General features: G+C 37.9%; 19 protein-coding genes. 13 read left to right on the plus strand and 6 right to left on the minus strand.

Annotation, left to right across the window (positions count from 1 at the left end; genetic code table 11):
- Positions 1 to 174: 174 nt before the first annotated feature.
- The 7 genes from IGL07_RS00080 to IGL07_RS00110 all read left to right on the plus strand — a co-directional run bounded on the left by IGL07_RS00080 (position 175) and on the right by IGL07_RS00110 (position 8,088).
- Entirely contained in the window at positions 175 to 3,060 is a 2,886-nt protein-coding gene (locus IGL07_RS00080; protein ID WP_002415226.1) for a sigma 54-interacting transcriptional regulator, read from the plus strand.
- 202 nt (positions 3,061 to 3,262) lie between these two features.
- Positions 3,263 to 3,775: a mannose/fructose/sorbose PTS transporter subunit IIB gene (locus IGL07_RS00085; RefSeq protein WP_002385473.1), complete on the plus strand. Its 513-nt coding sequence runs from the start codon at positions 3,263 to 3,265 to the stop codon at positions 3,773 to 3,775.
- A 234-nt stretch (positions 3,776 to 4,009) separates the two neighbouring features.
- Complete coding sequence (locus IGL07_RS00090) at positions 4,010 to 5,002, plus strand: mannose/fructose/sorbose PTS transporter subunit IIA (protein WP_002356030.1); 993 nt, start codon at positions 4,010 to 4,012, stop codon at positions 5,000 to 5,002.
- Positions 5,003 to 5,036: 34 nt separating this feature from the next.
- The gene (locus IGL07_RS00095; protein WP_002356031.1) at positions 5,037 to 5,840 is read left to right on the plus strand and encodes a PTS mannose/fructose/sorbose transporter subunit IIC; all 804 of its coding nucleotides are present in this window, start codon (positions 5,037 to 5,039) and stop codon (positions 5,838 to 5,840) included.
- Positions 5,841 to 5,862: 22 nt separating this feature from the next.
- Positions 5,863 to 6,774 (plus strand): PTS system mannose/fructose/sorbose family transporter subunit IID, encoded by a 912-nt coding sequence (locus IGL07_RS00100; protein ID WP_002356032.1) that lies wholly within the window; start codon positions 5,863 to 5,865, stop codon positions 6,772 to 6,774.
- A 161-nt stretch (positions 6,775 to 6,935) separates the two neighbouring features.
- Positions 6,936 to 7,313, plus strand: coding sequence for a DUF956 family protein (locus IGL07_RS00105; RefSeq protein ID WP_010816943.1), 378 nt, complete (start codon positions 6,936 to 6,938; stop codon positions 7,311 to 7,313).
- A gap of 247 nt (positions 7,314 to 7,560) precedes the next feature.
- A complete protein-coding gene (locus tag IGL07_RS00110; RefSeq protein ID WP_002356034.1) occupies positions 7,561 to 8,088 on the plus strand; it encodes an HdeD family acid-resistance protein in 528 nt (175 codons plus the stop codon).
- A gap of 46 nt (positions 8,089 to 8,134) precedes the next feature.
- Here the strand turns inward: IGL07_RS00110 and IGL07_RS00115 are convergent, their stop codons facing one another.
- Positions 8,135 to 8,338 carry a hypothetical protein gene (locus tag IGL07_RS00115; protein ID WP_002381332.1) on the minus strand — a complete coding sequence of 68 codons (204 nt, stop codon included), beginning with the start codon at positions 8,336 to 8,338 and terminating at the stop codon, positions 8,135 to 8,137.
- Between the two features lie 197 nt (positions 8,339 to 8,535).
- Between IGL07_RS00115 and IGL07_RS00120 the strand changes: the two genes are divergently transcribed.
- From IGL07_RS00120 to mprF, 5 genes are all read left to right on the plus strand, one after another.
- On the plus strand, positions 8,536 to 9,306 hold the full coding sequence (locus IGL07_RS00120; protein ID WP_010711865.1) for a MurR/RpiR family transcriptional regulator: 771 nt from the start codon (positions 8,536 to 8,538) through the stop codon (positions 9,304 to 9,306).
- 148 nt (positions 9,307 to 9,454) lie between these two features.
- The gene (gene malX / locus IGL07_RS00125) at positions 9,455 to 11,023 is read left to right on the plus strand and encodes a maltose/glucose-specific PTS transporter subunit IIBC (RefSeq protein ID WP_010816944.1); all 1,569 of its coding nucleotides are present in this window, start codon (positions 9,455 to 9,457) and stop codon (positions 11,021 to 11,023) included.
- Between the two features lie 14 nt (positions 11,024 to 11,037).
- Complete coding sequence (locus IGL07_RS00130) at positions 11,038 to 12,252, plus strand: MalY/PatB family protein (RefSeq protein WP_025189446.1); 1,215 nt, start codon at positions 11,038 to 11,040, stop codon at positions 12,250 to 12,252.
- 99 nt (positions 12,253 to 12,351) lie between these two features.
- Complete coding sequence (locus tag IGL07_RS00135; protein ID WP_002356039.1) at positions 12,352 to 12,732, plus strand: RidA family protein; 381 nt, start codon at positions 12,352 to 12,354, stop codon at positions 12,730 to 12,732.
- Between the two features lie 192 nt (positions 12,733 to 12,924).
- Positions 12,925 to 15,516: a bifunctional lysylphosphatidylglycerol flippase/synthetase MprF gene (gene mprF, locus IGL07_RS00140; protein WP_002370602.1), complete on the plus strand. Its 2,592-nt coding sequence runs from the start codon at positions 12,925 to 12,927 to the stop codon at positions 15,514 to 15,516.
- A gap of 36 nt (positions 15,517 to 15,552) precedes the next feature.
- Here the strand turns inward: mprF and IGL07_RS00145 are convergent, their stop codons facing one another.
- From IGL07_RS00145 to IGL07_RS00155, 3 genes are all read right to left on the minus strand, one after another.
- Positions 15,553 to 18,168 (minus strand): YfhO family protein, encoded by a 2,616-nt coding sequence (locus IGL07_RS00145; RefSeq protein WP_002370603.1) that lies wholly within the window; start codon positions 18,166 to 18,168, stop codon positions 15,553 to 15,555.
- Positions 18,169 to 18,751: 583 nt separating this feature from the next.
- A complete protein-coding gene (locus IGL07_RS00150; protein WP_002378680.1) occupies positions 18,752 to 19,261 on the minus strand; it encodes a ClbS/DfsB family four-helix bundle protein in 510 nt (169 codons plus the stop codon).
- Between the two features lie 7 nt (positions 19,262 to 19,268).
- Entirely contained in the window at positions 19,269 to 19,736 is a 468-nt protein-coding gene (locus IGL07_RS00155) for a VOC family protein (RefSeq protein WP_002383505.1), read from the minus strand.
- A 64-nt stretch (positions 19,737 to 19,800) separates the two neighbouring features.
- Here IGL07_RS00155 and IGL07_RS00160 point away from each other — a divergent pair, with 64 nt between their 5' ends.
- Positions 19,801 to 20,748 carry a helix-turn-helix transcriptional regulator gene (locus IGL07_RS00160; protein ID WP_002385468.1) on the plus strand — a complete coding sequence of 316 codons (948 nt, stop codon included), beginning with the start codon at positions 19,801 to 19,803 and terminating at the stop codon, positions 20,746 to 20,748.
- A 91-nt stretch (positions 20,749 to 20,839) separates the two neighbouring features.
- Here the strand turns inward: IGL07_RS00160 and IGL07_RS00165 are convergent, their stop codons facing one another.
- Together IGL07_RS00165 and proB are read right to left on the minus strand one after the other, a co-directional pair.
- On the minus strand, positions 20,840 to 22,093 hold the full coding sequence (locus IGL07_RS00165; RefSeq protein WP_025189447.1) for a glutamate-5-semialdehyde dehydrogenase: 1,254 nt from the start codon (positions 22,091 to 22,093) through the stop codon (positions 20,840 to 20,842).
- On the minus strand, positions 22,080 to 22,895 hold the full coding sequence (gene proB / locus IGL07_RS00170) for a glutamate 5-kinase (protein ID WP_002389550.1): 816 nt from the start codon (positions 22,893 to 22,895) through the stop codon (positions 22,080 to 22,082). Before proB ends, IGL07_RS00165 begins: the two co-directional genes overlap by 14 nt.
- Positions 22,896 to 23,165: the final 270 nt, after the last annotated feature.

Here is a 23,165-nt window from a genome sequence, read left to right on the forward strand (position 1 = left end):
ATCTTTTTACAGAAACGAATAAAAAGGTGGGTTTTTTATAGAAAAAAGGCGCTTTTTTAAAATGTTTCATGTGAAACAGAAATTTTTTTCATGAAAGGGTTTTTAGTGTATTTTTTTAATGATACACTGTATCATGTAAATTAATTAGTGTATCGATTAAAGGAGCCATCAAAAATGAAGCGGATTGAAAAAATCTATCAATATGTTAAAGAGCAAACGAAGAATTTAACGCCAATGACCTTAACAAGTGATGCGGGAGTCACGACACAAGAAATTTCAGAACGTTTAAACATTCAGCGGACCAATGCTAGTAAAGATTTGAATCAACTGGTTCGTGAAGGGCGCTTGAAAAAATTATCTGGTCGACCAGTAAAATATGTCGCGCAGGTGGCGTTTCAGCATCGACCATTAACCAAGCCAGTTAAAAGTTATCGGGAAAAATCAATGGATCACTCCACAAAAACTTTTATCGAACCATTGGTTGAACCAGTAGTCACGACCAGCAAAACCCCAGAAGTTGAAGATATTTTTAAAAAAATTATCGGTTCAGCTGGGAGCATGAAAACGCCGGTTGAACAAGCCAAAGCAGCGATTTTATATCCGCCAAAAGGCTTGAATTGTTTAATTACTGGACCAACAGGTTCTGGGAAAACTTATTTTGCTCATGCCATGTTTCAATTTGCGAAGCTGAACCAAATTGTGGCCAAAGAAAAAGAGTTTGTGGTGTTTAACTGTGCAGACTATGCGCATAATCCAGAACTTTTGATGTCGCATTTATTTGGGTATGTAGAAGGGGCCTTCACAGGCGCTACGAAAGCGAAAGAAGGGATTATTGATGAAGCAGATGGCAGCATTCTGTTTTTAGATGAAGTACATCGGTTACCACCCGAAGGACAAGAAATGATTTTTTATTTTATGGATCACGGCGTGTACGCGCGTTTAGGTGAAACAGTGAAATCACATCATGCGGATGTTCGGATTATTTGTGCTACGACGGAAAATCCTACTTCTTCTTTATTGAATACTTTTGTGCGACGCATTCCGATTATCATTCAATTACCGAACTTTAGTGACCGTCCTGCGAAAGAAAAAATTGACCTCCTAAAAGTGATGGTTTCAATGGAAGCAGCGCGGATTCAACGGCGAATCTCTTTGTCAGAAGATGTGGTCAAAGCGTTAATCGGAAGTGTTTCTTATGGAAATGTCGGTCAGCTAAAATCGAATGTGCAACTTGTGACTGCGCGAGGGTTCCTTAATCAGATGGAACAAGAGGAATTAATGATTACGATGGACGAATTAACGGACAATATTAAAGAAGGCATTATGCAACTTGCCAGTAATCGAGAAGTATTGTCGGAGTTATCGAAATATCTGGAACCGCAATTAGTGGTATCACCAAATGAATCTTTAGTAGCTATTCAGTCAGATGCCTATGAATTGCCTTACAATCTATATGAGATTATTGGAGATAAAGCGGCTCTCTTAAAAGCAGACGGCTTGGACCAAGAACTAATTAATAATTTTATTACAACGGATATCAATGTTCATTTAAAATCTTTCTACAAAGATTATGGATTCACCTTTGATACAGAAAATAAATTGGCTGAAATTGTTGACCAACGAATTATTGATGTCACTAAGAAAATTTATAATTTTGCAGCGAAGCGGTTATCGTATTCGTTTCAACCCAACTTTATCTATGCAATGAGTTTACACATTAGTTCTTTCTTGAAACGCATCCAATTAGGCAAAGATCCTAAGCATCCTTTAAATGAAAGTATTCGAAATATGGTTTTAGATTATCCAACAGAGTTTGAAACAGCAAAAGAAATTAAAAATATTATTGAAAGTAGTTATCAGATGGAGATTCCTGAATCTGAAAGTTACTATTTAGCTGTTTTGCTCATTTCTTTAAGAGAAAATCCTGAGGCTGGCCGGATTGGCATTGTCGTGGCTGCGCACGGAAATAGTACCGCTAGCAGTATGGTACAAGTGGTTTCTCAATTGTTAAATGTTGATAATTTGAAGGCTGTGGATATGCCTTTAGATATGCCACCGAAAGAAGCTTTGCGTAAAATCGTTGAAGCAGTTGGTGAAGTGAATGAAGAGAATGGCGTACTATTATTGGTGGATATGGGTTCATTAAGTACGTTTTCAGAAGAAATTGTACGCCAGACAGGCATTGATGTGCGGACAGTAGACATGGTGACCACGCCAATTGTTCTTGAAGCGGCCCGCAAAACCGCATTAATTGATACGCAATTGGAAACACTTCACGAGTCTTTAAAAAACTTTCATGGCTATGCCGATATTCGCCAAAGTGAAACGAAACAAATCATTGAAAATTGGAAAACAAGAGCAATTATTGCTATCTGCGCTTCTGGAGAAGGAACTGCGCGCCGAATGAAAGAGCTGATTGAGGAAGCTGTCTTGCCACAAATAGACTGGCATTTAGAAGTGATTCCTTTGTCCATTGTAAATATGAAAGAAGTCTTGCCTAAAATTCAAGAAGACTATGAAATTATTGCGACAACTGGGATTACCAATCCCAAAATTGGAGTTCCTTATATTTCCATGGAAAATTTCTTTTCCGGTGAAGCAGAAAAAATTATTCAGCAATTACTAGCAGAGCGGAAAGAAGAAGTAATGAATAAGCCGTTGGACGAAGCGGCAGCAAAAGAAATTTGTCTAAAATATATGGAGCAAAGTTTCACTTTCATTAATGGAAAAAAAATCATTGAGCTGTTGTGGTCATTCGCTAAAAATATCCAAACCCAATTAACGATGCCAGAAGAGTACACATTTTATATCAATTTGATTATGCACACATCGGGCATGTTGGAGCGTATTTTACGGAATGATACACTGACGGTTTCAGAAAAGGAACTTGGTCGATTGGTTCAAGAACCAATTTATCCAGTGATTGTGGCCTCAATTGAGACTATGGAAGAAGCTCTTAATATGGATGTTCCAGCAGAAGAAGTTTATTTTATCGCACAGTTAGTCAAAAATGCCCAGTGTATCGAAGATAAAATCACCGAAATTGATACACTAGATTAATACAGAAAAATCGATACACTATTTATTAGTGTATCGATTTTTTGATTTTCTTAAAAAAACCTATAATTTTCTAGGTTTCGAACCGATACACTAAAGTTGGCACGAAACTTGCTTATAATAAGGTGTCCCTTTTTACCTAAAATTTTTAAGTAAAAAGACAAAGGTCCTAACCTTTAAAAATGAATTTAAAGGAGCATTCCCGATGGTAATGGATATTCGTTTAGCTCGAATTGATGATCGATTAATTCATGGCCAAGTAGCAACTGTTTGGGCAAAATTGACGAACATTAATCGCATTTTAGTGGTTAGTGATTCCGTTGCTCATGACAATTTGAGAAAAGCCTTGTTAGTTCAAGCTGCTCCACCTGGTGTCAAAGTAAATGTCATCACTGTTCAAAAAATGATTGATGTTTACCCTGATCCTCGTTTTGATTCGTTTCGAGCCATGTTGTTATTCACTAATCCTTTGGACGTGAAACGAGTGGTCGAAGGCGGTGTACAACTAACTTCTGTGAATATTGGCGGAATGAGTTTCAGCACAGGCAAGCGAATGATTACGAATGCAGTCGCAGTGGATGCCAACGATTTAAAAGCATTTCTGTTTTTAAATGAACAAGGTATTGAATTGGAAATTCGAAAAGTCGCAGCAGACAGCCAAGTGAATTTGATGGATTTACTGAAAAAAGAGCGTAGCAAAGAAAATAACGCCAGCTGACGTTAATTTTTACAGACGAAAGACATTGAAAGGATGTGGTGGCCTAGGACCAACATCATTGCTTCATGAACTGTATTGATAAAGGCAAGTGCTGATGTTGAAAAAAATCAAGAACTATTGAAATTTTTTCATTTATTTTTGTCAGAATCTGATTTATCTGATTTTTTTCAAAAAGTGAAAGCGTTTAGCAGTACAACCATGAAAAAAAACATCAATTATACAGGAGGTATAAAAATGGTAGGAATTATCCTAGCAAGTCACGGTGAATTTGCTGAAGGGATCTTGCAATCTGGTGCAATGATCTTTGGCGAACAAGAAAATGTAAAAGCAGTTACGTTAATGCCTAGCGAAGGTCCCGATGATGTAAAAGCAAAAATGCAAGAAGCCATTGCATCGTTTGACAATCAAGACGAAGTACTATTTTTAGTTGACCTATGGGGAGGAACACCATTTAACCAAGCGAACTCATTGTTAGAAGATCATAAAGACAAATGGGCAATCGTTGCAGGTATGAATTTACCAATGGTTATTGAAGCATATGCTTCTCGTTTCTCTATGGAATCAGCACAAGAAATTGCGACACACATTCTTGAAACAGCAAAAGATGGTGTCAAAGTTAAACCAGAAGAGTTACAACCAGCAGAAGCACCAAAAGCTGCTGCGACAGAAGATGCACAGCCAAAAGGTTCGTTACCACCAGGTACAGTTGTTGGCGATGGCAAAATTAAATTTGTGCTAGCACGTATTGATTCACGTTTATTACATGGTCAAGTAGCAACAGCTTGGACAAAAGCAACACAACCAAACAGAATTATTGTTGTTTCTGATGCCGTTGCAAAAGATGACTTACGTAAGAAATTAATCGAACAAGCAGCTCCTCCAGGAGTAAAAGCCAATGTTATTCCAATTAGTAAAATGATTGAAGTAGCAAAAGATCCACGTTTTGGCAATACAAAAGCATTATTATTATTTGAAAATCCTGAAGACGTCTTAAAAGTGGTTGAAGGCGGCGTAGAAATCCCAGAAGTAAACGTTGGTTCAATGGCTCACTCTGTTGGAAAAGTCGTTGTAAGCAAAGTATTATCAATGGGTCAAGAAGACGTTGATACGTTTGATGAATTAAAAGCCAAAGGCATCAAATTTGATGTGCGTAAAGTGCCAAATGATTCAAAAGCGAATATGGACGAAATTTTGAAAAAAGCAAAAAATGAGTTAGCAAACGCGTAACTCGCCAAATACAAATCAAAATAGGAGGCTTATCATGTCTGTTATATCAATTATTTTAGTTTTACTCGTTGCCTTTCTAGCTGGTATGGAAGGGATTTTGGATGAGTTCCAATTCCACCAACCGTTAGTAGCATGTACATTAATCGGATTAGTTACTGGTAATTTAGAAGCCGGAATTGTTTTAGGTGGTACTTTACAAATGATCGCGTTAGGTTGGGCGAACATCGGGGCTGCCGTTGCACCGGATGCCGCTTTAGCATCTGTTGCCTCAGCAATTATTTTAGTTTTAGGTGGCCAAGGTGTTAAAGGTGTTCCTTCAGCGATTGCCATCGCAGTTCCTTTAGCGGTTGCAGGTTTGTTCTTAACAATGATCGTTCGGACAGTTGCGGTTCCAATCGTTCACATGATGGATGCGGCTGCTGAAAAAGGCAACATTAAACAAGTTGAAATGTTACACATTTTCGCTGTATGTTTACAAGGTATTCGTATTGCGATTCCAGCAGGTGCGTTACTATTCATTCCTGCTGACACTGTTCGTAATTTCTTAGAATCAATGCCAGCTTGGTTAACTGATGGTATGGCTATCGGTGGTGGTATGGTCGTTGCCGTAGGTTATGCATTAGTAATCAACATGATGGCAACAAAAGAAGTATGGCCATTCTTTATTATCGGTTTCGTAGTCGCAGCGATTTCTCAATTAACATTAATCGCATTAGGTGCTTTAGGTGTCGCTTTAGCTCTTATTTACTTGAACTTATCTAAAATGGGCGGTTCTTCTAACTCAAATGGCGGAGGCAACTCTGGCGACCCATTAGGCGATATTTTAAACGACTACTAATTCTGAAGGAGGAGCAAAGAAAATGGCAGAAAAAATTCAATTAACTAAAAAAGATCGTTTAGCTGTAGCTTGGCGTTCAACATTTATCCAAGGTTCTTGGAACTACGAACGTATGCAAAACGGTGGCTGGGCATTCTCAATGATTCCAGCAATCAAAAAATTATATAAAACGAAAGAAGAACGTTCAGCGGCATTAAAACGTCACTTAGAGTTCTTTAATACACACCCATACATTGCCTCACCAATTCTTGGTGTAACATTAGCTTTGGAAGAAGAACGTGCCAATGGCGCACCAGTTGATGACGTAGCGATTCAAGGGGTTAAAGTTGGGATGATGGGTCCTTTAGCCGGTGTCGGTGACCCAGTTTTCTGGTTTACTGTTCGTCCAATGTTAGGAGCTTTAGGTGCTTCCTTAGCAATGGGTGGTAACATCTTAGGCCCAATCTTATTCTTCGTTGCTTGGAACTTAATTCGTTGGTCATTCATGTGGTATACACAAGAATTTGGTTACAAAGCAGGTTCTAAAATTACTGATGACCTTTCAGGTGGTTTACTACAAGATATTACAAAAGGTGCTTCTATTTTAGGGATGTTCGTACTGGCCGCATTGGTTCAACGTTGGGTATCGATTAAGTTCTTACCAATTGTCTCACAAGTTAAGTTAGACAAAGGTGCTTATATCGAGTGGGATAAACTTCCTGCTGGCGGTGAAGGAATGCATAAAGCCTTTGAACAAGTGAACCAAGGCTTGGCGCTTTCACCAACGAAAGTTACTACTTTACAAGATAACTTAGATCAATTGATTCCAGGTCTAGCACCATTACTACTTACATTCTTATGTATGTGGTTATTGAAGAAAAAAGTTAGCCCAATCGTTATCATTCTTGGTTTATTCGTAGTCGGCGTAGTCGGCCACTTAATCGGCTTATTATAAGAATGACGAAGTAAGTTTATTACTTCTAATCAAAAAAAGCGGAAGAGAAGTCGAGAAACTTTTCTTCCGCTTTTTTAAACAAAGATGTAATTTTGTTTGTTTCGATCAGGAAAGAAACGTATAATAAAGAGGAATTAGTCGAATGAAATGGAGCAGATAACATGGTACAATCATTAAACACAAAAGTTGATTTAGTTATAGATGCGACGGCATTTACAGGATTAACAGATTATGGACAAATTATGATAGGTGACCGCGGGTTTGAATTTTACCATGCCAAAGATCCACGTAAGTTTATCCAAATTCCGTGGGAAGAAGTCGATTACGTGTTGGCTTCAGTAATGTTCAAAGGAAAATGGATTCCTCGTTATGCGATTCAAACCAAGAAAAATGGGACGTATACGTTTGCTTCAAAAGAGCCGAAGCGAGTGTTACGAGCTATTCGTGAATATATTGACCCAGATCATATGGTCCAATCTTTGAGTTTCTTTGATGTCATAAAAAGAGGGATTCTCTCGATTGGGAAAAAGAAAAAATAATTTATAACTGTTACTTTTTTATAAACTAGATGAAAAAGTAGCGGTTTTTTTGTGGGAAAACGAGGGACTTATTTATACAAAAAAGGCACAATTGTGCACCAAAAAAGAGACAATCAAGTGATACGTTGTTTTTAATGGAGTTATCATTGAAATGGTTTTCAGAAAGCACGATGAAAATATTTGACACCTTGTAAAATAGTAGTAACATAATAAGTGTAATAAATTATTTTATAGAGGAGTGAGTGTCATGGAACAACGACAACATCATGGAATGGACTGGGGTTCATTAGTATTAGGAATTCTATTTGTTCTGACTGCATTAATTTCTTTCCAAAATCCTGCCGGTAATTTAATTGCCATTGTGATGGTTTTTGCGATTTTTGCTATTATTAAAGGGATTTTCGAAATTTTTGTACGTAATCGTATGAAAGAATTGCTAGGCTACAAAGCTTATGCACCGATCATCTTAGGGATTATTGATATCCTCATTGGTGTTTACTTATTGTTTAACTTAAATATTGGTGTCGCTGTGTTACCATTTGTTTTTGCAATTTGGTTTTTATTCGACTCAATTTTCGGCTTATTTACTTTAGATTTTGCTAAACGAGTAAGCACAGGTTACTTCTGGTTCACATTAATTGTTGACGTTTTAGGGATTATCTTAGGTGTAATGTTATTATTTAATCCATTGTCTTCAGCACTAACTTTAAGCTTCTTAGTTGGCTTCTACTTTATGATGTTTGGTATTAGTAATATTGTATATGCTTTTAGATAAAAGAAGTAAAAAAACAGGTTTTCCGAAAAGGAAAACCTGTTTTTTTTTAATAACGACGGCGGCAGTTGCCATTATTTCCCGAAATTGTTCGAACAAGCCACACGATAATCGCTACGGGAACTAAAATTTTTACTGCTAGCCACAATAAGCTTCCCACGATACCGACAACGGCACTAAAGAGTGAACCGACAACTAAAAATAAAAGGACCACTAAAAGAATATTTATAAACATTGGTCGTTGATTATTCATACGTACTACCTCCAAATTTTTCCTGTTTTCTATATACAGAGTATAGCAAGAAAGCGCAACAAACACCTCCATCGGAAGGCTGATTTTTTTCTCTGGCGAATGATGGAGCCGCTGTTGGTTATTTTGGACTTTCTTATTGAAATAATCAGAATATTCTGGTGTATAATTATAAAAAAGGATTTAAAGTGAGGGATTGGATGACGACTGAGGGATTAATCGCTTTGTTAGAAAAGAAACGAAATGATTTAAGTAAAATTGAAAATCAAGTACTGGATTATATTTTGACGCATATGACGGAAATTAGTTCACAAACCATTTATGAGGTGGCGCAGGCGTTGTTTGTCTCAACAGCCACTATTTCTCGAACGGCAAAACACTTAGGTTATCGAGGCTTCCAAGAATTAAAATACGCAATCGTCCAATCGGTGCAGAGCGAGAGCACAGAAAGCGATAGTCGTAGTTTTCAAGCTATTACGCAACAGTTGATCGCCAATGTGCAAGACAGTTTTCAACAAATGGATGAAGCCAAAGTCGCGGAAATGCTTAAAATGATTGAGCGTGCGAATACGATTGAAGTGTTCGGTGTTGGTGGCAGTTTTCCTATTTGTACTGATTTTGCACGAAAGCTAACATTTTTAGGAAAAAAAGCCTATGCACGATCTGATTGGGATGAACAAGCGGCAGCAGTTAAGAATCTGGATGGACAGGATTTAGCCATTTTTGTCAGTTATACAGGAGAAACTAAGGGGATTTTAGCGTATGCACGTGTAGCACAGGAACAGCAGGTGCCGATGATTAGTTTGATTTCGACTAAAGGAAGCACCTTGGAAAAATTGTCGACGACGACGTTATTTGCCAAAGGGACGACACGTTATCATCAGCGCGTGGATTTAAGTTCAAGAATTGCTGTCATTTGTTTGTTCGATACGGTTTTATTAATGTACGCAGAGGCAAAGCAACCGCGGTAATTTTATGCAACACCATACTAAATGATGTAAGGGGATACAGAAAAAGTGTAGCCTCTTTTTTCTTTGTTTTGGGCTAGTTATAATGAGGGCAATGAATGTAAACGCAATCATTTTTAGTTTTGTAAAGAATGAATGGAGGAGTTAAGAAATGGCAGTAAAGAAAAAGAAAGCGACTTTCTGGGAGTTTTTCCAAGGATTAGGTAAAACGTTTATGTTGCCAGTGGCTTTATTAGCTTTTATGGGGATTTTGTTGGGATTAGGAAGTTCTTTTTCCAGTGAATCCATGATTGAAACGATCCCGTTTTTAGGAAAGCCCGCAGTAAAAATTATTTTCCAATTTATGTCGACAATTGGTGGTTTTGCGTTTGCCTATTTACCTGTCATGTTTGCAATGGCCATTCCGTTGGGGTTAGTTCGGAAAGAAAAAGGAATTGCTGCGTTTTCAGGTTTCGTAGGCTATACGGTGATGAATTTAGCGATTAATTTCTATTTAGTGCAGACGAATCGCCTCGTGGATCCTGAGCAGTTGCGGGAAGCCGGCCAAGGAATGGTTTTTGGGATTCAAACGATTGAAATGGGCGTTCTTGGTGGAATTATCGCTGGGCTTATTGTCTATAAGTTGCATAATCGATTTTATACGGTGCAACTACCAGATAGTTTTGCCTTCTTTTCTGGCGCACGGTTTGTACCAATTATTACTTCATTAGTGATGGCATTCGTGGGCTTAGTAATTCCGTTAGTTTGGCCACTTTTCGCGCTAATGATTATGGCGATTGGCCAACTTATCCAACGTTCTGGTATTTTTGGGCCTTTTCTGTTTGGATCAGGGGAACGTCTACTGTTGCCGTTTGGGTTGCATCATATTTTGGTTTCCATGATTCGTTTTACTGAAGCAGGGGGTTCAGCGGTGGTGGCTGGCAAAGAAGTGTTTGGTGCGTTAAATATTTTCTATGCAGAATTGCAAAATAATTTACCGATTTCACCAAGCGCAACAGCTTTCTTGTCACAAGGGAAAATGCCGACCTTTATTTTTGGCTTACCAGCGGCGGCACTTGCGATGTATCATACTGCAGCTCCGGCGAATCGACATAAGATTAAAGGCTTACTCCTTTCAGGTGTGATTGCAACGGCTATCACTGGCATTACAGAACCAATTGAATTTTTATTTTTATTTATTAGTCCATTATTATGGCTGTTTCATGTCATTATGACTGGTCTAGGTTTCATGGTAATGGCTTTATTGGGTGTTGTGATTGGGAACACTGATGGCGGGCTACTGGACTTTGTTATTTTTGGCTTGTTACAAGGAACTTATACAAAATGGTGGTGGGTTCTCATTGTCGGCGCTATCTGGTTTGTTGTTTATTATTTCGTCTTTAAAACAGTCATTGTAACCTTTGATTTAAAAACACCTGGACGAGACAAGGTCTTAGATGAGACTGAATATACCGATCAAGAAGTTCAATATAAGAAAACGGGTAGCTATGATGCGCCTGGGATTTTAGCGGCTTTGGGTGGGCAAGAGAACATTCAAGCTATTGATAATTGCATTACGCGTTTACGGTTAGTGTTAGCAGATGCTAATAAAGTAGATGATGACAAATTAAAGCAATTAGGGGCTTTAGGCGTTGTACATTTAGATGCGCAGAATGTACAAGTGATTATCGGAACCAAAGTGACAACGGTCCGTAATCAATTAGAGATGATTTTAGGTTAGAAAAAAGACAGAAGGTGAAGAGTGTGTCGTTTGATAAAGCAATTGATCGACGAGGAACGTATTGTACACAGTGGGATTTTGTAGAAGACCGATTTGGGGAAGCGGACTTGCTTCCCTTCACTATTTCCGATACGGATTTTGCTGTGCCAGAGGCAGTTCTGGCAACATTACAGGAGCGTTTGAAACATCCCGTATTTGGCTACACGAGGTGGAACCATCCGCAATTAAAAGAAGCAATTCAAACGTGGTACCAGACAAGATTCCAGACGAAGATTGAAGAACACTGGATTATGTATACCCCGACCGTTATCTACGGGATTTCTGCTTTGATTCAATTATTAACTAACGAAGGGGAGGGCATTATTTTACAAACACCTGCCTATGATGCATTTTTTAAAGTTATTCAGGAAAATAAGCGGCAAGTAGTGGCAAATGAATTGCTTTATCAAGAGAAGCGCTACAGCATTGATTTTATTGATTTAGAAAAAAAACTAGCGCAACCAGAAAATCGCTGTTTGCTTTTATGTTCCCCGCATAATCCAACAGGACGTGTTTGGGAGCAATGGGAATTAGAGCGAATGGTTTCATTGTGCCAACAGTATGATGTGTTTTTACTTTCTGATGAAATTCATATGGATATCGTTAATAAAGGCCATGTTCATCGACCAATTACGCAATTTAATTATAAAAAATCTGCCATTATTACCAGTGGCACGAAAACCTTTAATTTTCCAGGGCTGATTTTTGCTTACGCCTTAATTCCAGATAACGAATTGCGTGACGCTTTTCAGCTCAAATTAAAAAACGCCGATGGTCTATCATCAACAAGTATTTTGGGAATGCTAGCAACCATGACGGCCTATCAAAAATGTGGTACTTGGGTTGACGAGTTGAATGATTATTTAGCGGAGAACCAACGTTACGTGAAAGATTTTTTACAGACATATTTGCCAAAAATTAAAGTGACGGAGCTGGAAGCCACTTACTTAATGTGGTTGGATATATCAGCGGCAGTTCCAGATGTGGCCCGCTTACAAGAGACTTTAGTTTCTGTGGGGAAAGTCGCCATTATGGACGGCTCGATTTATGGTGGTAATGGGCAACGATTTTTACGGTTAAATATTGGCTGTTCGCAAGCAAAACTACACGAGGGACTTGAAAGGATGCGTCAAGGTTTTGAAGCTGTTTTACAAAAGGATGGCACAGCATCAGCGCTTGGGAATAATTGAGAAAAGATAGCATTCCGAAATTGGTTGCAGTACAATGGAAAAATAGAAACAAATAAAATAACAAAAAGTAACAACTTGTCATTTACTGGGGGAAAAGAAATGAAAACAATTAAAACAAAGCAAGCACCACAAGCAATTGGGCCATATTCACAAGCAAAAATTGTGAATGGTTTATTGATTACTTCTGGTCAGATTCCACTGGATCCTGAAACAGGCAAGGTGGTTGGGACAACGATTAAAGAACAAACCAATCAAGTACTGAAAAATATTCAAGGGATTTTAACAGAAGCGGGTAGTGATTTTGCTCATGTAGTCAAAACGACATGCTATTTACAAAATATGGCGGATTTCACGGCATTCAATGAAGTCTATGCTGAGTATTTTAGTGCGGAATATCCTGCACGTACAACGATTGAAATCTCTAAATTACCGATGGATGTGTTGGTGGAGATTGAGATTATCGCAGAAGTAGTGGCGTAAAAAATACAGTTAAAAGAGTGAGAAAAAATCGTCTTAGATTTTTTTCTCACTCTTTTTTTTTCAATAAAACAATACGATTCAGCCAAAATGTCTAGCCGTGCTGGAAAATTTTCAGCAAATAGGCTACCATGGAAGAAAATCGATAAAACGAAAGTTAAATGAATAGAAAAGAGATATGAAAGAGGCTATAAGATGAAAAAAAATATTAGCCAACTAACGCAGTGGTTGAAAGAACACAGTTTATTATTGAAACTAATTTTTCTTGGTTCTGTATTAGTTTTCGTGGCTAACCAAGTGACACATATCGCTCAAGGCATGACCTGGGCGGATATTTTTTCCACGATGGAACAACAAAGTACGGGGCGTTTAATTGGTATGGTCTTGGCAGGACTATTAGGGGTTATTCCGATGCTCCTTTATGACTATGTAGTCGTTAAATTATTGGAAAAAGAAGGTAAGCCACCAATGAAACGAATGGATTGGTTAACTTCGGCTTGGGTCACCAATACCATTAATAACTTAGCGGGTTTTGGCGGCGTGGTTGGGGCAACGCTACGGATTAATTTTTACGGAAAAGATGTACCACGGGGCAAGGTTGTAGCAACGGTCTCAAAAGTTGCTCTGTTCTTGATTTCAGGGTTATCTATTTTATCTTTTGTGGCGTTTGTTGATTTATTTTTTATTCGAACCCAAAATGTTTTTCGTGAATATTGGGTTTGGTTATTATTGGGCAGCCTGATTGCGCCAGCGCTCTGGTTTTTCACGTATTTAAAACGGCGAACATTGTTTAAAACATTTTTTCCAAAAGCGGTGCTCCTATTATTCGGCGCTTCATTAGGTCAATGGCTAGGTGGGATGTTTGCTTTCTTGATGATAGGTCGCTTGATGCAGGTGCCAGTTTCGATGGTTTCTGTTTACCCAATGTTTGTTATCGCTACGTTAATCGGTATGTTAACCATGGTTCCTGGTGGTATGGGAACGTTTGATGTCTTAATGATTTTGGGCTTGTCACAATTAGGGATTGATCGATCACAAGCGGTTGTCTGGTTGTTGTATTATCGTTTGTTCTATTATGTGACGCCTTTTATGACAGGAGTTATTTTGTTCTTGCAACAAGCAGGCATGAAAGTTAATCAATTTTTTGATAATTTACCTCGGTTATTTTCACAAAAAGTGGCGCATTTTATTTTGGTGGCGGCGTTATATTTTGCAGGAATTATGATGGTTCTATTATCGACTGTGACGAATTTGTCGAATGTCAGTCGTTTATTCCAAGTGTTACTTCCCTTTTCTTTTAATTTTTTAGATCAAACATTGAATTTATTTGTAGGATTCTTGTTATTAGGTTTAGCTCGAGGCATTTCTATGAAAGTGAAAAAAGCTTATTGGCCTACAATTATTTTACTAGGATTTTGTATTGTAAATACGGTGGCACGAACGACTTCGTGGCAGTTGATTGCTGTTTATGCTGTTATTTTATTGGCGGTTATTTTGGCTCGTAAAGAATTTTATCGTGAAAAGTTTGTTTATTCATGGGGCGCTTTAACGGTAGATAGTATTTTGTTTGGCTGCTTGTTTATCGGTTATGCGGTTGCTGGCTATTACGCCGCACGACCAGCTGGTGGCAATCAAGTTATCAATCACTTTTTGTTGTTTCCGTCAGATGATGTTTGGTTTAACGGATTGATTGGTTTAAGTATTTCCTTGATTGGTTTATTCTTTTTGTATCAATATTTAGCCGAAACAACTGTTACTTTAGGTGAGGGGTTTGAGGAAGCGCGGTTGACACGCTTTTTGGAAAAATTTGGTGGCAACGAAGGCAGTCAATTTTTGTATTTAAAGGATTATGGTCATTTTTATTACCAAGAAGAAGGCGAAGATCAAGTACTTTTTGGGTTTCAAATGAAGTTTAATAAATGCTTTGTCTTGGCGGATCCAATTGGGCAACGAGAGAAATGGACAGCGGCGACACTGGCGTTTATGGATCAAGCTGATTTGTTAGGTTATCAATTAGTTTTTTATCGTATCTCGGAAGAATATGTTATGAATCTTCACGATTGCGGCTTTGAATTTATGAAAGTTGGGGAAGAAGGCTTGATTCAATTTGATGAGCCGTCAACAGTGAATCAAACAGCCTGGACGGAAACAGTGACTGAAAAAATAGCAGCAGAAGCAGCGGATTTTCAGTTTGAATTTTATCCCGAAACGATTAGTGATGCCTTATATCAAGAGTTAGAACGAGTTTCTGCAGACTGGTCACGGAATCAAAAAGAGCGCTACTTTATTGGTGGACGGTTGGATCCCGAGTACTTGAAATGCAGTAGCGTGGGCTTGGTGAGACAGAAACAAACGGTCATCGGTTTCATTACTGGAAAAGAAATGGAAAAAGGCAAAAGTATTTCTTATGATTTGTTACGTATTCGTTCAGACGCACCTGCTTTTACTAGAGAATATTTGTTCACTCATTTTATTGAAACCTATCAACAGCAGGGCTATCAATTAATTGATATTGGGATGGCGCCGTTGGCTAACGTAGGGGAGAGCAAGTACTCTTTCTTAAAAGAACGCTTTGTTAATATTTTTTACAAGTATAGTTATCAAATTTATGCGTTTCAAGATACACGCAAGCGCAAAGAACAATATGTCACTAGTTGGCAACCACGTTATTTTGCTTATCCTAAGCGGACCAGTGTACTCTTTGCATTTGTGCAACTTTCCTTGTTGATTACGAAAGGAAGACATCAAAGTGTTTCGCTTGTGGAAGAAGCAATGACTGAAATTTAAAAAAATCACGCGATGACTTAGCCATCGCGTGATTTTTTATTTGTCTTCTTTTTTGCGGTTTCGTCTAGCAGGAATCAAGGTTACGTAGGCAACGAAACCACCAGTACATAGAACGAATAACACGATGCCAGGAATCAATCCTTCTGGTAAATAAGAGAACTGAATAGTATGGGTTCCAGCGCTGACAGGAACGCTTAGAAAGGCATCTTTAAAGGCTTTTGGGGTAACTTTTTTGCCATCAATTTTGACACGCCAACCTTTGTCATAAGGAATTGTAGTGACGAGTACTTGATCTTTGTCGGCGGTAAAGGTACCTGAAGCAGAGCGTTTGCCAGTGGTTAAATCAACGCCTTTTTCTTGCACGGCGGAAATGGCTTTTTCAAATGCATTGGTATTTAAGCCAACCACTTGCGGCTGAACAAAACTTACTGCTTTGGTTCCATAAAAACTTACTTTGAAGTTAACAGTTGTATCTTTTGGATAGTAGCCTAAATTATAATATTGGCCAGTAATGCCAATTTGTGATTGCTGACTTGAGCCGTTCACGGTGACCGTCGCAGTGGAACTTTCCAATTGAGCAAAATCTGTTGGGAATAAACTCAAATAAGCTTGCGTATTGGCGGGCACATTGACTGTATAAGAAATCTCTTTGGCTACGTTATGTTGTTTCTCCGTAAAAGTTACGCCAGCGGTATTTTGCGTAATTGTCACGTTATTTTGAAGCGTCATCGTTGGTTGATAAAAGGTAAAATACCGTTCATTAGTATTGGCTAAAGCATTTAGTAAATTTGTTTGACTACCTAAATTATCATTGAGAGGTTGCCGAACATTGTAAATCTCTTTGTCTGCTAAAAATCCTAACGGCAAAGCATTTTCGTTACGATAAAGCTGATATTTACCAGCAGCAGCTTGTCGTTCAAAGCCGAATTTCATTGGATTATTTTCAGCAATATTGTATTTAATGCCCATCAAAGCATCCATTAACAAGGTATTATTTTGGTAACGAATATTTAAATTCGTGCCTCGCGAGCGGAAACCTAAGGCGTTTAGGTATGTTGAAGAATGTCGGTTCCGTACGGAAGAAAACATGCTAATGCCACTGTAGCCATAGTTAATGCCGTCATTGGCCGAAACACCATTTAAATTTTCCAAGCGATAAAAAGTATCATTTTCTTTTTTTGTTTGATCGACTAGATTTTTTAAGTCAGGATAAGGTTCAGAATACAAACTACGTGATGCGTAGTTCCAATCATCTAAAATACCAGTGACCATCGCCCGTGTGTTAATGATTGCTTCACCAGAAACGAGCAGCAATAACAAAATCACTAAGTATTGCATAGGCGCTTTTTTCAATTGATAAAAAGCAATCCCGAAAAAGTATAATAGCAAAAAAGTTGCCGTTAATACGAAAGAGGTTAAAGTCACATACGTATAACTAGTAGCACCTTTTGTGCCCATTGCAAGAGCAAAAATTGCTAAAAGAATCAAAATCAAGCCGCTTAAGACACCGAGATCATCCTTTTCAAATTTTTCCCAACCATAACCAGCAAGCAAAATAACTAGGAATGAAAAGAGGAAACTATAGCGGAAAAGAAACATGTTCGGCGCATGCATACCGTGCCAGAATAAATTTAAGGGCGTGATGTAAAAGCTAGCAATCAATAGGACAAACAAACTGCCAAAAAGTAGTTTGTTTTTCAATGGAATTTCTTTCGTAACGAAATAGAAGAGACAAAAAATCAAAGGCAACAACCCAATGTAAATAAAAGGAATGGACCCATATTTGGTTGTATCGTAAACGCCAATCATATTTTTCATAATAATATCTAAAAAGGCAGTCGCTTCTGTTTTAAAGGTTGTAATTTCAGAAAGAGTTTCACCATTGGTTCGTAAATCTAAGACAGCAGGTAAGACCATAATCATGGATGCTCCACCAGCTAAAAGAGAAGTAGTAAAATACGCAACGATTCGAGATTTATATCGTTGCCAGTCTGTAAACGTTCGTGCAAAATAGTACAGGAAGGAAAACAACCCAATCATAAAGCCAAAATAATAATTTGTAATGAAAAGCAAGAAATAACTGACAAACAATAATGTCGGTTTTCGTTGGTCCATTAAACGATGAATTCCTAAAATTACGAGTGGCAGATAAATAAAGGCATCCAGCCACATAATTAATTCTGAATGGGCCACAATAAAGGACATTAGCGCATAAGACACACTTAAAGTCACATGGGACCATTTAGGAATCTTAAAGGTTTGTTTTGCCAAGAACCAAAAACTCAAGCCAGCACTCCCAATTTTCAACAACGTTAGGAAATAGAGCGCATCAGGCATGTTTTGATTGTTAAAGAAAAAGACGAGCGGCGTAAATAAGCCACCAAGATAATAGGAAATTAAGGACAAGTAGTTTAGTCCCAAAGAAGCATTCCACGTATAGAAAAGACTTTGTTTTCCATGAAGAACATTGTTAAAGCTTGCGTGAAAATTTGAAAATTGAGAAAAGGCATCGCTGGCTAAAACACTGCGACTACTTCCTGGATAAATCCCAATACTCAAATAGATAATTGCCATAATTAAAAATGGAATGAAGAAACTGGCTAACATATAAGGCCAGTTGTTTTTTAAAAACTGCCTACTTTTATTTTTCATAAATAACCTCACCTGATTTTTCGAAAGTACCTATAGTTTATCATACTCTTTATTTGATGTACCAATAGAAGAAAAACTTTAAAATTTTATTAGGATCCTAAGGGTGGGGGGGAACGATTTTCCTACACTCAAGCTAGCTTCTAGCGAGGGATTAAAAGACTCTCAAACGGTTATATGAAGTCGATTTTCCAATCACCACATCAAACAACGAATATTCTCCGAAAAATTGCTGAAAACACCCTGTGGATAACTTTGTGCATAACTCTGTTGAAAACCACAAAAAAGCTTTTTATCTCGGTTTATCCACAAGGATAAGTTTTCGAGTTGCTAAAAAAAACAGACGTAAGTTCAGAAGTCCTGTTTGCTAAAAGTAAAGGAACCTCTAAAGTTGAAAGAAGATGAAAACGTTATTAAAACAACGTTTTCATCTTCTTTTTTCTAGAATTTACAAAGATTTAATGTCGAACAAATAAGCACTGTGGAAAAGTTTTTTGGAAAAAACAAGAAATTTCATCCAAAAAGTTTTCTGTGGAGAATTTAAAAATGCTTGTCAAGCTTTTTTTGAAAAAATGTGGATAACTTTTTAAAGACACGCTTTTTTCCATTTGCGAATTTGCGTTCGGAAACTAGTAAAAGGGGCAACGCTATTAATGTGAATCCATTTCCAAAGAGGCCATTGTGCTTTGGTGGTCGCCCAAGCCCGTTGTTGAGGTAAAAATAATTCGTCTTCGGAAAGCGAGTCAATCCAATGAAGTAATTTTTCTAAGATGTCTTGCAACGCAATCAGTTGACTTTCTAAACTCATTTGTCCATAGGTTTGATAAAATGATTGATAGAGAGCGCCCAGTTGATTCCATTTATAACCTTCAGCTGGCGTTTGAACGGTCAGACCACGTTGTTCTTGTTCTTCCCAAGAAAGCAGCAAGTTGAGCCAGCCTAATTGATAGGCTAAGTTCTCTGAAGGTGTTTTAGCTACTGTTTCAATTCGGTGATCTTTAAGTGTTTCAGGAATTTCTGCAAATTCAGCTAAATATTTTTGTGAAGCTATTTGAATGGCCTCAATCAAGGCTTCTTTTGATTCATAGGTTCGCATTCTTCGGCTAACGTCCTTTCTTGGTAGGATCTGCTTGTTTTTCATGAGTAATTTGAGTGACTAAACCAAAAGGATCTTTCACAATCGCATAAAATGTTGCAAATTCATTTTCAATTGGTTCTTGGATAATACAGGATTCGGGATGGCACGTGAGTTTTTCAAAAATTGTTTTGGCAGAATGACGGCTGTCGACGGTTAAGCTGAGGGTTAATTGCTCTGTGGGCGTGGTATTCATTCCTGCAAACAAAGGATTATCAGCTAGTTGTAATTGAAAAGTGTCCATTTGTAAAATCGAGTGAGAAAGCCAGTGTTCTTCGCCAGCGGGAATGGTCAAAGAAGGATTTAAGCGCTCTTTAAATTCTTGATTAGTAATTTTAAAAAGAATATCACCAGCAAAGGCTTCTTGGTAAAACGTCAAGGCTTCCGTTGCTCGTCCATTTAAGACCATAAAAAGGGCAAATTGTGTGTTTTTCATTGTTTGAACCTCCTAAGATTGATAAGATAAGCATAACAATAAAAGGTATCAAAAAGTGACACCGATGGAGGGAAAAATGAAAAAATCAGAACGTTTAAATCAGGAACTTTTTTTCTTGAGAACCCATCCTCAGTTTAATTTAAATCAGTTAATGAAAACTTTTGGGATTTCTAAAAGCACAGCTTTGCGGGATATTGAAGCTTTGGAAAATTTAGGCGTGCCGCTATATGTGGAGAATGGTCGTTATGGTGGCTATCGAGTTTTAAACAAACCGTTGTTGCCGCCGATTTATTTTAACGAAAATGAAGTGTTAGCGATCTTTTTTTCGTTACAATTACTGAAATTAGTCGCAGAGTCACCGTTTGGTCATTCCTATCAGCAAATTCAGCAAAAATTATTGCATTCTTTAGATGAACCAACCCAATTTAAAATCAGTCAAATGAGTAAGGTCGTCTATTACGAAGGAATTGAACAAGTAGAAGCACCAGGCAATTTAGAGCAGCTGTTTCATTGTATTTTGGCGCAACAAGTAATTCAGTTTAACTATACCAGATATGAAGCAACAACGAAAAAAATCTTACCAACCCGGTTAACTATTTTAGAAGGGTATTGGTATTGTTCAGGCTATGATGTGACTAAAAAGGCTTGGCGTACTTACCGCTGTGATTTTATGGAGGCTATTCAGCAGTTAAACCAAACACTGGATTTTACGACTGAAGAACTGAAAGAATCGTATCGCCATCAACAAACGACGGCACGTACGATTCCATTTAAAGCAATCATTACAGAAAAGGGCAAAGAATTTTTTTATAAACATCGTTTTGACAATATTCAGTTGGAAGAAACGCCCACGCAGTGTTTTTTAGTTGGACAGATTCATCCAACAGAAACACAATTTTTAGCCAACTATTTTATGGGCTTTGGTGAAGAAGTGACAATTTTAGAGCCAGTCCAAGTGAAACAAGCGTATGTAGAAAGTATAATGAGGATTCAAAAAAAATATCAAGAATAGATTGTGGGACTGTGAACAATTCCATGTGTAAAAAGGCACATTGGAGAAGAGAAAGAAAAACCCTTAATTTTTAAATCAAGGGTTTTTCTTTCTAAGAACGTGCTTGCCCATTTCCATAAATAACATATTTTGTCGAAGTAAGCTCTGCTAAGCCCATAGGTCCACGGGCATGTAATTTTTGCGTACTAATACCGATTTCGGCGCCAAATCCAAATTCAAAACCGTCCGTGAAACGAGTTGAAGCATTCGCATAAACAGCGGCTGCATCCACTTGTTGTAAAAATTGTTGTGTGGCAAAGTAATTATCACTAATAATACTTTCAGAATGTTTTGTATTGTAGCGATTAATATGCTGGATGGCTTCGTCTAAAGAATCAACGACTTTCACTGCTAAGATAAAGTCGAGAAATTCCGTTTCCCAATCTTGTTCAGTCGCTGGAATGGCTTCTTCAAAAATTGCTAACGCACGTTCATCTGCCCGAAGTTCCACGTGAAACTCCTTCAAGGCTTTTTCAATTGTTGGTAAAAAGGCTTCAGCCACTTCTTGATGAATTAATAACGTTTCGGCGGCGTTACAGACAGAAGGGCGTTGACATTTAGCATTGACAATAATTTCAGTTGCCATTGTTAACTGGGCGTCTTTGTCCACGTAAATATGACAATTGCCCGTGCCCGTTTCAATAACAGGAACAGTGGCCGTCGTCAAAACAGTTTTGATTAAGTTGGCGCCGCCACGTGGAATGAGGACATCCAAGTAGTCATTTAAGCGCATAAGTTGTTGGGCTGTTTCTCTAGAAGTATCATCAACAAATTGAATGAGATGGGGAGAAACGGCTTCTTGTATTAGCGCTTCTTGTAAAATTGTCACCAATATCTGATTGGAATGAAACGCTTCTTTTCCGCCTCGAAGAATAACAGCATTTCCCGATTTGAAACAAAGGCTAGCGGCATCTGTTGTCACGTTTGGCCGTGATTCATAAATAATCCCAATAACACCTAAAGGCACGCGTTGTTGCCCAATTAACAGCCCCGCTTCATTGCGCCACATTTTATCTACTTCCCCAATTGGATCGGGTAAAGTAGCGACTTGACGTATGCCCTCGGCCATCGCTGTGATCCGTTCTTCTGTTAAACGTAAGCGGTCTTGCATTGTTTCAGAAATTCCGTGGGTAGCGGCTTGCTCTAAATCTAATGCGTTTGCTTGTAAAATGCGGGATGCATTGGCTTCAATGGCTGCGGCCATTTTGTTTAACAAAGTATTTTTTTGACGAGTATCCATCAAGCCTAGCGTATAAGAGGCTTCTTTAGCTTGTTGCCCTAGTTGCTTTAAATCAGTCACTTTCATGCCCTCCTTTAATAAATAACGTACCGATATCTTTTCCTTCTAAAATTTCAAAGATGATTTTTGGCTGCTTTCCGTTTGCTAAAATCATCGCCTGTTGATTAGCTAACACACGTTCAGCAGCTTTTAATTTACTAGACATCCCACCAGTGCCAAAGCGGCTCCCCTTGCCACCGGCTAATTGGAACAAGTCTTCATTAATTTCATTGATTTCAGAAAATAACGTGGCTTCTTTGTTGACAGTAGGGTTATCTGAAAAGAAACCATCAATATCTGATAACATAACTAACAAGTCAGCTTGAACAATTTGGCAGACAATGGCTGACAATTGATCGTTATCCCCGAACTTGGTTAAGTGATCCAATTCTTCAATTGCGACAGTATCATTTTCATTGACGATAGGAATAATATTCATTTTTAACAGTTGTTCAAAAGTATTGGTAACATTATTGCGACTTTCAGGATATTCAATAACATCACGAGTTAATAAAACTTGTGCCATTTGTTGGCTATAGGTTGAAAACCGCTGATTATAAATGTTCATTAATTCTGCTTGTCCGACTGCAGCGACTGCCTGTTGTTCTGGAATTGTCGTTGGGCGCACAGATAGATTTAATTTATTCAGTCCGACACCAATTGCGCCAGAAGAAACTAAAATAATTTCTTTGCCTTGGTTGCTTAAATCACTCAAAGTAAAGGCTAATTGATCAATTGCTTTTAAGTTAATATTGCCATTGGGATAAATCAGAGAACTGGTTCCGACTTTGATCACAATTCGTTTGGCCTGTTGGAGTTTGTTTCTCATAAGTGCCTCGTTTCTTTTTACAGTAAAATTTGACACTCATTATAACAAAATCAGCGGCTACTAGAAAGTGCTAAATAATGAATAGTAAAGAAAGTTTAATGAAAGTGTGAACTTTTTGAGGGAATCTTGGGACTTTTTGGGATTTGGTCTGTTTATTTTAAGAGAAGATGATAGACTAAAAGAAGGAAAATAAACAAAAATTCTCCTCTTTTTTGCGTAGTCTAGATTAACTGGGCTTTTAGAAATGAGAAACTTACTAAAAACAACCAG

Source organism: Enterococcus sp. DIV1368f (assembly GCF_051712245.1).
Taxonomy (GTDB): Bacteria; Bacillota; Bacilli; order Lactobacillales; family Enterococcaceae; genus Enterococcus; species Enterococcus faecalis.

What these genes read in the sequence shown, in the direction of transcription:
- IGL07_RS00110 (WP_002356034.1), top strand. Translation starts at nt 7,561, where the DNA reads ATGGAACAACGACAACATCATGGAATGGACTGGGGTTCATTAGTATTA.
- IGL07_RS00085 (WP_002385473.1), top strand. Translation starts at nt 3,263, where the DNA reads ATGGTAATGGATATTCGTTTAGCTCGAATTGATGATCGATTAATTCAT.
- IGL07_RS00095 (WP_002356031.1), top strand. Translation starts at nt 5,037, where the DNA reads ATGTCTGTTATATCAATTATTTTAGTTTTACTCGTTGCCTTTCTAGCT.
- IGL07_RS00080 (WP_002415226.1), top strand. Translation starts at nt 175, where the DNA reads ATGAAGCGGATTGAAAAAATCTATCAATATGTTAAAGAGCAAACGAAG.
- IGL07_RS00160 (WP_002385468.1), top strand. Translation starts at nt 19,801, where the DNA reads ATGGAGGGAAAAATGAAAAAATCAGAACGTTTAAATCAGGAACTTTTT.
- IGL07_RS00120 (WP_010711865.1), top strand. Translation starts at nt 8,536, where the DNA reads ATGACGACTGAGGGATTAATCGCTTTGTTAGAAAAGAAACGAAATGAT.
- IGL07_RS00100 (WP_002356032.1), top strand. Translation starts at nt 5,863, where the DNA reads ATGGCAGAAAAAATTCAATTAACTAAAAAAGATCGTTTAGCTGTAGCT.
- IGL07_RS00135 (WP_002356039.1), top strand. Translation starts at nt 12,352, where the DNA reads ATGAAAACAATTAAAACAAAGCAAGCACCACAAGCAATTGGGCCATAT.
- IGL07_RS00105 (WP_010816943.1), top strand. Translation starts at nt 6,936, where the DNA reads ATGGTACAATCATTAAACACAAAAGTTGATTTAGTTATAGATGCGACG.
- IGL07_RS00090 (WP_002356030.1), top strand. Translation starts at nt 4,010, where the DNA reads ATGGTAGGAATTATCCTAGCAAGTCACGGTGAATTTGCTGAAGGGATC.
- IGL07_RS00145 (WP_002370603.1), bottom strand. Translation starts at nt 18,168, where the DNA reads ATGAAAAATAAAAGTAGGCAGTTTTTAAAAAACAACTGGCCTTATATG.
- IGL07_RS00155 (WP_002383505.1), bottom strand. Translation starts at nt 19,736, where the DNA reads ATGAAAAACACACAATTTGCCCTTTTTATGGTCTTAAATGGACGAGCA.
- IGL07_RS00115 (WP_002381332.1), bottom strand. Translation starts at nt 8,338, where the DNA reads ATGAATAATCAACGACCAATGTTTATAAATATTCTTTTAGTGGTCCTT.
- proB (WP_002389550.1), bottom strand. Translation starts at nt 22,895, where the DNA reads ATGAGAAACAAACTCCAACAGGCCAAACGAATTGTGATCAAAGTCGGA.
- mprF (WP_002370602.1), top strand. Translation starts at nt 12,925, where the DNA reads ATGAAAAAAAATATTAGCCAACTAACGCAGTGGTTGAAAGAACACAGT.
- IGL07_RS00150 (WP_002378680.1), bottom strand. Translation starts at nt 19,261, where the DNA reads ATGCGAACCTATGAATCAAAAGAAGCCTTGATTGAGGCCATTCAAATA.
- IGL07_RS00165 (WP_025189447.1), bottom strand. Translation starts at nt 22,093, where the DNA reads ATGAAAGTGACTGATTTAAAGCAACTAGGGCAACAAGCTAAAGAAGCC.
- malX (WP_010816944.1), top strand. Translation starts at nt 9,455, where the DNA reads ATGGCAGTAAAGAAAAAGAAAGCGACTTTCTGGGAGTTTTTCCAAGGA.